The 7,850-nt window shown below is 70.3% G+C and carries 7 protein-coding genes and 5 tRNA genes; 11 read left to right on the top strand and 1 reads right to left on the bottom strand.

Annotated elements, in window-relative coordinates; all coding sequences use genetic code 11:
- Window positions 1-124: 124 nt before the first annotated feature.
- From ACFTZL_RS36925 to ACFTZL_RS36895, 7 genes are all read left to right on the top strand, one after another.
- The gene (locus ACFTZL_RS36925) at window positions 125-2,341 is read left to right on the top strand and encodes a FlgD immunoglobulin-like domain containing protein (RefSeq protein WP_382592365.1); all 2,217 of its coding nucleotides are present in this window, start codon (window positions 125-127) and stop codon (window positions 2,339-2,341) included.
- A gap of 29 nt (window positions 2,342-2,370) precedes the next feature.
- A complete protein-coding gene (locus tag ACFTZL_RS36920) occupies window positions 2,371-3,102 on the top strand; it encodes an HAD family hydrolase (RefSeq protein ID WP_382592362.1) in 732 nt (243 codons plus the stop codon).
- 92 nt (window positions 3,103-3,194) lie between these two features.
- Window positions 3,195-3,266, top strand: a tRNA-Gln gene (locus tag ACFTZL_RS36915).
- 21 nt (window positions 3,267-3,287) lie between these two features.
- Window positions 3,288-3,360: transfer RNA gene (locus ACFTZL_RS36910), tRNA-Glu, on the top strand.
- 41 nt (window positions 3,361-3,401) lie between these two features.
- A tRNA-Glu gene (locus ACFTZL_RS36905) sits at window positions 3,402-3,474 on the top strand.
- A 20-nt stretch (window positions 3,475-3,494) separates the two neighbouring features.
- Window positions 3,495-3,566: transfer RNA gene (locus ACFTZL_RS36900), tRNA-Gln, on the top strand.
- 28 nt (window positions 3,567-3,594) lie between these two features.
- Window positions 3,595-3,667 (top strand) — tRNA-Glu (locus ACFTZL_RS36895).
- A gap of 186 nt (window positions 3,668-3,853) precedes the next feature.
- Here the strand turns inward: ACFTZL_RS36895 and ndgR are convergent.
- Entirely contained in the window at window positions 3,854-4,570 is a 717-nt protein-coding gene (gene ndgR / locus ACFTZL_RS36890) for an IclR family transcriptional regulator NdgR (RefSeq protein ID WP_382592360.1), read from the bottom strand.
- 196 nt (window positions 4,571-4,766) lie between these two features.
- Between ndgR and leuC the strand changes: the two genes are divergently transcribed.
- From leuC to ACFTZL_RS36870, 4 genes are all read left to right on the top strand, one after another.
- Window positions 4,767-6,197 carry a 3-isopropylmalate dehydratase large subunit gene (gene leuC, locus ACFTZL_RS36885; RefSeq protein ID WP_382592358.1) on the top strand — a complete coding sequence of 477 codons (1,431 nt, stop codon included), beginning with the start codon at window positions 4,767-4,769 and terminating at the stop codon, window positions 6,195-6,197.
- A gap of 6 nt (window positions 6,198-6,203) precedes the next feature.
- Complete coding sequence (gene leuD / locus ACFTZL_RS36880; RefSeq protein ID WP_382592355.1) at window positions 6,204-6,797, top strand: 3-isopropylmalate dehydratase small subunit; 594 nt, start codon at window positions 6,204-6,206, stop codon at window positions 6,795-6,797.
- Between the two features lie 277 nt (window positions 6,798-7,074).
- Window positions 7,075-7,305, top strand: coding sequence for a hypothetical protein (locus tag ACFTZL_RS36875; protein ID WP_382592352.1), 231 nt, complete (start codon window positions 7,075-7,077; stop codon window positions 7,303-7,305).
- Between the two features lie 137 nt (window positions 7,306-7,442).
- A partial coding sequence (locus ACFTZL_RS36870; protein WP_382592349.1) for an HU family DNA-binding protein occupies window positions 7,443-7,850 on the top strand: 408 nt, incomplete at its 3' end.

Below are 7,850 nucleotides of genomic sequence, written 5' to 3'. Positions count from 1 at the left end.
CGTCGTGTCCGCCCAGCCGTCACCCGGAGTTCACCCTTCCGGCCGACTCCGGCTCCCCGAGGGGACATTGGATATCCCCCGTGCACACGGTGTGCGTGTGCGCCCTGGTACCGGGGGAGAGAACATGAGCCGTACACGAAGACTTGTCCACGCGGCCGTCGGCGGGGTGGTGGCCCTGTCCTGCACATGGCCGGCCGCGCCCGCGCAGGCGGCACCCGGCGCCGAAGCGCCGGCGGGCACGGTGCGGCTCGTCACCGAGAAGCGCGTGACCGTGGACTACCCGTGGGCCGGCGCGTCCGGCCTCCAGTACCGGCCGGGAACCACCTCGGTCACCACGGTGGACTACCCCGACGCGGTCCCGCCCGCCCACGCCGGCCCGGACGACCTGGCCACCGGCACCGACGTCGTGAACACCCGCGACGGCCGGCGCGTCACCCAGAGGCACCGCTCCACGGGCGTCAGCGCCACCGTCACGATCCCCTCCGGCCAGGCCTACCGGGCCGCCGCGGGCTGGAGCGTGCTGACCATGGACGGCACCGGCGCCCTGCACGTCCTGCGCGCCGCCGCCGACGGCACCACCACGGACACCCCGGTGACCGGCTTCCCCGCGGGCGCCCGGCCCGTCCTCTACCGCACCGGCGGCTCGGTCGGCCGTCTCGCGATCGTCTATGTGCTGGACGGCAAGACGTCCGTGGGACTGACCGACCTCACGAACGGCGCCTTCCGCACGTACGTGACCAGCGCCGAGGCCACCCCGCAGCTCGCCTTCAACGACCGCTGGCTGGTCGCCGACTGGAAGGCGATCCGGGTGGACGCCGAACCCGGCACCGAGCCCACCCCCCTCACCAGGACCGACGCCCAGCTCGAAGCCGTCGTCGGCGACCAACTCCTGCTCGGCAACCCGACCTTCGTCCTGGGCGGCACCGAGGCCGCGCTGACCGCCCGCTCCCTGGTCACGGGCGCCTCGAGCACCGTGCTCACCTCGTCCTTCGGCGGAATCGGCCCGACCCTGGACGGCGCAGCGCTGGCCACCGCGGGCCCCTCCAGCCTCGACTGGGAGATCCACCGGATCACCCTCAACGGCAGCGGCGGCCTCACCACCACCAAGGTGGCCCGGGTCCCCGCGGCCTCGACCGGAGTGCAGGGACTGGCCGTCGCCGGCGGCGAGTTGTTCCTCTACGGCGCGACACCGGGCGCCTCGCTCCGCTACAACGGCTTCCGGCTGGACGCCGCCGGCCGGCCCGACGGCCCCCAGACCCGCCGCAGCCCCGCGCTGGACACGTCCACCTGCCTCACCGGCGACGCCGCCTGCCCCCAGCACGAGGCCCTGGGCGACGGCCGGGTCGCCTACCTGTGGACCAGCGACACGGGCCAGGAATCCGTCCTCGACGTCGGCCTCGACACCACCACCCTCCTCAACGGGCCCACGGACGGCGACTCCGGCGGCCGCCTCGCCGGCAGCACCGGCCGCTACGTGCTCTACAACGGCGGCTCCGGCAAGCAGCGGCTCGTCGACTTCCCGCGCGCCGCGACCGGCGGCGAGACCACCCTCACCCGCGACCGCACCGCCGCCGCCGTCTGGGGGCAGACCCTGTGGACACCGGGCAGCACCCAGGGCGCGGTCACCGGCCGCAACCTCAAGACCGGCACGGTCACCACCCTCGCCACCGGCGCCCCCTGCACCCCCACCGACATCCAGGCCGTCAACACCTGGCTGTACTGGTCCTGCGGCAGCTCCGCGGGCGTCTACGACCGGGCCACGAACCGCAGGATCACGGTCCCGGCCGACATCGGCCCGGCCCGCCTCGCCGACGGCTTCCTGCTCCGCGAGAACCGCACCACCCACGACCTGCTGCTCACCGACTTCCACACCGGCACGGCGAGCACCCGCACCCTGGTCAGGCTGCCGGCCGCGGACCAGAACACCGGCGGCAGCAACGGCCGCTGGGCCGTCGACCGCTTCGGCGGCCACGTCGCCTACCTCAACGGCACGTACGGCGAGGTGTCGATCGTCCCCAGCGGCGTCCCCACCTCACCGCTCGCCCAGACGGAGGCCCAGGTCTACTCGCCGTCCGTGATCGGCAGATCGTTCCCCTGGTCGCCGGTCTGGCAGCTGAACAAGCCGTCCACCTGGACCCTGACCCTGACCACGGCCTCCGGCACCGTCGTCCGCACCCTGACCGGCGCCTCCACCGGAGCCGCCGTACGCCCCGCCTGGGACGGCACCACCGACACCGGCGCCGGGGCCCCGTCCGGCGGCTACGCCTGGAGGCTCAGCGCCCACCCCCGCGACGGCCAGGGGCCGGACCTCACGCTCTCCGGCACGATGACCCTGGGCTGAGCGCGGGGCGCGGTGGGTACGGTCGGACCATGAGCATCCAAGCCGTGGTCTGGGACGTCGACGACACCCTCTTCGACTACACCACCGCCGACCGCCTCGGCATGCGCGCCCACCTGACGACCGAGGGCCTGCTCGACGACTACGACACCGTCGACCAGGCCCTCGCCCGCTGGCGGGAGATCACCGACCTGCAATGGGCGCGCTTCGCGGCGGGGGAGGCCACGTTCGAGGCCCAGCGGCGCGACCGCGTACGGGTGTTCCTGGGCCGGGAGCTGACCGACGCCGAGGCCGACGCGTGGTTCCGGCGGTACCGCGCCCACTACGAGGAGGTCTGGACCCTCTTCCCGGACGTCCTGCCCGTCCTGGACGCCCTCGCCGCAAGCCACCGGCACGCCGTGCTCTCCAACTCCAGCATCCACGTCCAGGACCACAAGCTGCGCGTCCTCGGCGTCCACGACCGCTTCGAGAGCATCCTGTGCGCCGCCGAGCTCGGCGTCTCCAAGCCCGAGGCCGGGGCGTTCCTCGCCGCCTGCACGGCCCTCGATCTGCCGCCGCACCAGGTCGCCTACGTCGGTGACCACCCGGAGATCGACGGGCGGGGCGCCGCCGACGCCGGGCTGCTGTCGGTGTGGATCGACCGCGGCGGCATGTACGCCACGATCGAGCCGCCCGTCGGTCCGCACCGCATCGCCTCCCTCGCCGAACTGCCCTCTCTGCTCGGCACGGATAGTCGTTTTGGAGCCCCGTCCACCTTCAGGTAATGTTCTTCCTGCGCCGCGGGGAGCGGGCCGGAAGGCAGGAACCCCCAGGCGCATTACTAGAACAAGAACCCCATCAGGGGCTTGCGTTCCAGTGGCCTATGGTGTAATTGGCAGCACGACTGATTCTGGTTCAGTTAGTCTTGGTTCGAGTCCAGGTAGGCCAGCTCGCAGAGCTCATCTGCAAGGCCCCCGTTGTGTAGCGGCCTAGCACGCCGCCCTCTCAAGGCGGTAGCGCCGGTTCGAATCCGGTCGGGGGTACAGGGTTCCGAAAGATCGACGATCATCTCGGAACTGCTAGGGCCCCCGTTGTGTAGCGGCCTAGCACGCCGCCCTCTCAAGGCGGTAGCGCCGGTTCGAATCCGGTCGGGGGTACTGACTGGTCTAAACCACATTGGTCTATGGTGTAATTGGCAGCACGGCTGATTCTGGTTCAGTTAGTCTTGGTTCGAGTCCAGGTAGACCAGCTCGGACCTGCGGAAACGCAGGCTCCACGCCCCCGTTGTGTAGCGGCCTAGCACGCCGCCCTCTCAAGGCGGTAGCGCCGGTTCGAATCCGGTCGGGGGTACATGCGAGAAAGGCCCTCCACTTCGGTGGGGGGCCTTTTCGTGTCCAACCTCAGGGGCGCGGGGAACTGCGCGACCAGCCACGGCGGGCCGGCACTCGACAGCGAAACCACACCTGCTGCGACGCCTGGTCGGGGAAAGCCTGCCGCGGCGTTGAGGCCTGCTCTCCCCAAGGGCGATCAGTCGGTTCAGCCGGTGCGTCGCAGCGCCTCGGAGAGGCGCCCCGCCGCATCGATCACAGCCTGCGCATGCATCCGCCCCGGATGCCGCGTCAACCGCTCGATCGGCCCGGACACCGACACGGCCGCCACCACACGGTTCGACGGCCCCCGCACCGGCGCGGAGACGGACGCGACGCCCGGCTCGCGCTCGCCGATCGACTGGGCCCAGCCCCGGCGCCGTACGCCCGACAGGGCCGTCGCCGTGAATCGGGCGCCCTGCAGGCCGCGGTGCAGCCGCTCCGGCTCCTCCCAGGCCATCAGGATCTGTGCCGAGGAGCCGGCCTTCATGGTGAGCGTCGAGCCGACCGGGACCGTGTCCCGGAGTCCGGACAGACGCTCCGCCGCGGCGACGCAGATACGCATGTCGCCTTGGCGGCGGTAGAGCTGCGCGCTCTCGCCCGTGATGTCACGGACGTGGGTGAGCACCGGGCCGGCGGTGGCGAGGAGACGGTCCTCACCCGCGGCCGCGGCGAGTTCTGCGAGGCGGGGGCCGAGAATGAAACGGCCCTGCATGTCGCGCGCCACCATGCGGTGGTGTTCCAGGGCCACGGCCAGGCGGTGGGCCGTGGGTCGTGCCAGTCCGGTGGCACCGACCAGGCCCGCGAGGGTGGCCGGACCGGACTCCAGAGCGCTCAGGACGAGGGCCGCCTTGTCCAGAACGCCGACGCCGCTACTGTTGTCCATGAAACGATACTCGCGTCTCACTCTGTGAAACGCAAGTTCAATTTTCCGTGGAACCCGCCACTCTGGAAGACACGAAGTCACAACGGCCCGTGACGTACGGGCCTGGCGGCGGATGCGCGGAATCCAGGGGCGCGGGCCCGCCTCCTCAAGATCTCTAGTTGGGCCGGCGGATCGTCGTCGGCCGGAGGGAACAGCGATGGGTAGGACACTCGCGGAGAAAGTCTGGGACGACCATGTCGTCCGGCGCGCCGAGGGCGAGCCCGACCTTCTCTTCATCGATCTGCACCTGCTGCACGAGGTGACCAGCCCGCAGGCCTTCGATGGCCTCCGCAAGAGCGGCCGCAAGGTGCGGCGCCTCGACCTCACCATCGCCACCGAGGACCACAACACCCCCACCCTCGACATCGACAAGCCCATCGCCGACCCGGTCTCCCGGATCCAGCTCGAGACGCTGCGCAAGAACGCCGCCGACTTCGGCGTGCGCCTGCACCCGCTGGGCGACGTCGAGCAGGGCGTCGTGCACGTCGTCGGCCCGCAGCTCGGTCTGACCCAGCCCGGCACCACCGTCGTCTGCGGCGACTCGCACACCTCCACGCACGGTGCCTTCGGCGCGCTGGCGTTCGGCATCGGCACCTCCCAGGTGGAGCACGTGCTGGCCACCCAGACGCTGCCGATGTCCCGCCCGAAGACCATGGCGATCACGGTCAACGGCGAACTGCCCGACGGTGTCACCGCCAAGGACCTGATCCTGGCGATCATCGCGCGGATCGGCACCGGCGGCGGCCAGGGCTACGTCCTGGAGTACCGCGGCGAGGCCATCGAGAAGCTCTCGATGGAGTCCCGCATGACCATCTGCAACATGTCGATCGAGGCCGGTGCCCGCGCGGGCATGATCGCCCCGGACGAGACCACCTTCGCGTACCTCCAGGGCCGCCCGCACGCCCCTGAGGGTGCCGACTGGGACGCGGCCGTCGAGTACTGGAAGACGCTCAGGACGGACGAGGGCGCCGAGTTCGACGCCGAGGTCGTCATCGACGCCACCGAGCTGGCGCCGTTCGTCACCTGGGGCACCAACCCCGGCCAGGGCGCACCCCTTTCGGCGTCCGTCCCCGACCCTGCTTCGTACGAAGACGCATCGGAGCGCTTCGCCGCCGAAAAGGCCCTGGAGTACATGGGGTTGGAGGCGGGACAGCCGCTGCGCTCCATCAAGGTGGACACCGTCTTCGTAGGCTCCTGCACCAACGGCCGCATCGAGGACCTGCGTGCCGCGGCCGAGATCGTGAAGGACCGCAAAGTCGCCGACGGCGTACGGATGCTGGTCGTCCCGGGCTCCGCGCGGGTCGGTCTGCAGGCCGTTTCCGAGGGTCTGGACGTCGTTTTCAAGGACGCCGGCGCCGAATGGCGGCACGCGGGCTGCTCGATGTGTCTGGGCATGAACCCCGACCAGCTCGCCCCGGGGGAGCGCTCCGCTTCCACCTCGAACCGCAACTTCGAGGGCCGGCAGGGCAAGGGCGGCCGTACGCACCTGGTGTCGCCGCAGGTCGCGGCCGCGACCGCCGTCCTGGGCCACCTTGCCTCCCCGGCCGACCTGTCCGCCGCCGACACCCGTACGCCCGCTGGAGTCTGATCAGCCATGGAAGCCTTCACCACCCACACCGGCCGGGCCGTCCCGCTGCGCCGCAGCAACGTCGACACCGACCAGATCATCCCCGCCCACTGGCTCAAGAAGGTCACGCGCGACGGGTTCGAGGACGGGCTGTTCGAGGCCTGGCGCAAGGACGAGTCGTTCGTGCTCAACCAGCCCGAGCGGCAGGGCGCGACCGTCCTGGTCGCCGGCTCCGACTTCGGCACCGGCTCCTCCCGTGAGCACGCCGTCTGGGCGCTGCAGAACTACGGCTTCAAGACCGTGATCTCCTCCCGCTTCGCCGATATCTTCCGCGGCAACTCGCTCAAGAACGGCCTGCTCACGGTCGTTCTGGAGCAGAACATCGTGGATGCGCTGTGGGAGCTCGCCGAGAAGGACCCGCAGGCCGAGATCACCGTCGACCTGGTCGCCCGCGAGGTGCGCGCCGAGGGCGTCACCGCCTCGTTCGAGCTGGACGAGAACTCCCGCTGGCGGCTGCTGAACGGCCTCGACGACATCTCGATCACCCTCCAGAACGAGGCCGACATCGCCGCGTACGAGGCGAAGCGCCCCGCGTTCAAGCCGCAGACGCTCCCGATCTGATCCGGAGCACGATCCGCCGCCCCTGAACAAGGCGACTTTCGGCCACCGCAACACCCCCTCTGTACCCCCGATCAGCCCGATCGGGGGTACAGCCGTGTCTGCACCCGAACGGCCCTGTCCGCCCGGAGCGTGACGCTCAACTTCCCACGTTATGCCGGTGGTTGCCGGGGTACGCGAGGTGTACAGCCGCGACTTCCACACGTGCCCGGAAGGCCGTTTGCGGCGGCAGTTGTCCCCTGCGCAGGCGACAACTCGCCCCAGATGGCACAATCTGTGCATGGAACACGACGGCCAACTCGAGCTCTATGCGGCAGTCGCGGGCCAACTCAAGGAAGCGCACGCAAGAGTGCGCGCACTGCAAGTCCCGGAGGGCGTACGGATGGCGCTGACCCGGAAGCTGCTGGTCATTACGGCCGCGGCCAAGCACGATCTCGCCGACGCGGCAAGGCGGCTGGAACGGTTCACCGTGGACCTCGACGAGGGACGTCTCCCCGACGAGGAACGCTGAAACCGGACGACACCGTCGAGTTCGTTGCGGCACAAGGGTGAGAAGCCCGTTTCGTGTTTGATTTGCGGTATATATCTGCCTAACGTGCGAAAAAGCTTGAACACTTTCGTTCTGGCGATGTCTCCGAAGGGGAAGACGTGAACAAGGCGCAGCTCGTAGAAGCGATTGCCGACAAGATGGGCGGCCGACAGCAGGCCGCCGAGGCTGTCGACCATGTACTGGACGCCATCGTCCGCGCGGTCGTCTCGGGTGAGCGGGTGTCGGTCACCGGCTTCGGTTCGTTCGAGAAGGTCGACCGTCCGGCGCGTTACGCCCGTAACCCCCAGACGGGCGAGCGGGTTCGGGTCAAGAAGACCTCCGTTCCGCGCTTCCGTGCGGGTCAGGGCTTCAAGGACCTGGTCAGCGGCTCGAAGAAGCTGCCGCGCGGTGGCGAGGTCTCGGTCAAGAAGGCGCCGAAGGGCAGCCTGACCGGCGGTGCCGGCGCGACGGTCAAGAAGGCCGCAGCGAAGAAGGCGACCGCGAAGAAGGCCGCCGCGAAGAAGACC

The sequence above is a fragment of the Streptomyces sp. NPDC056948 genome (genome assembly GCF_042674225.1).
GTDB lineage: Bacteria > Actinomycetota > Actinomycetes > Streptomycetales > Streptomycetaceae > Streptomyces > Streptomyces purpurascens.
The sequence above is the reverse complement of the archived record's forward strand: the minus strand, read 5'-3'. Positions and strand labels throughout refer to the sequence as shown.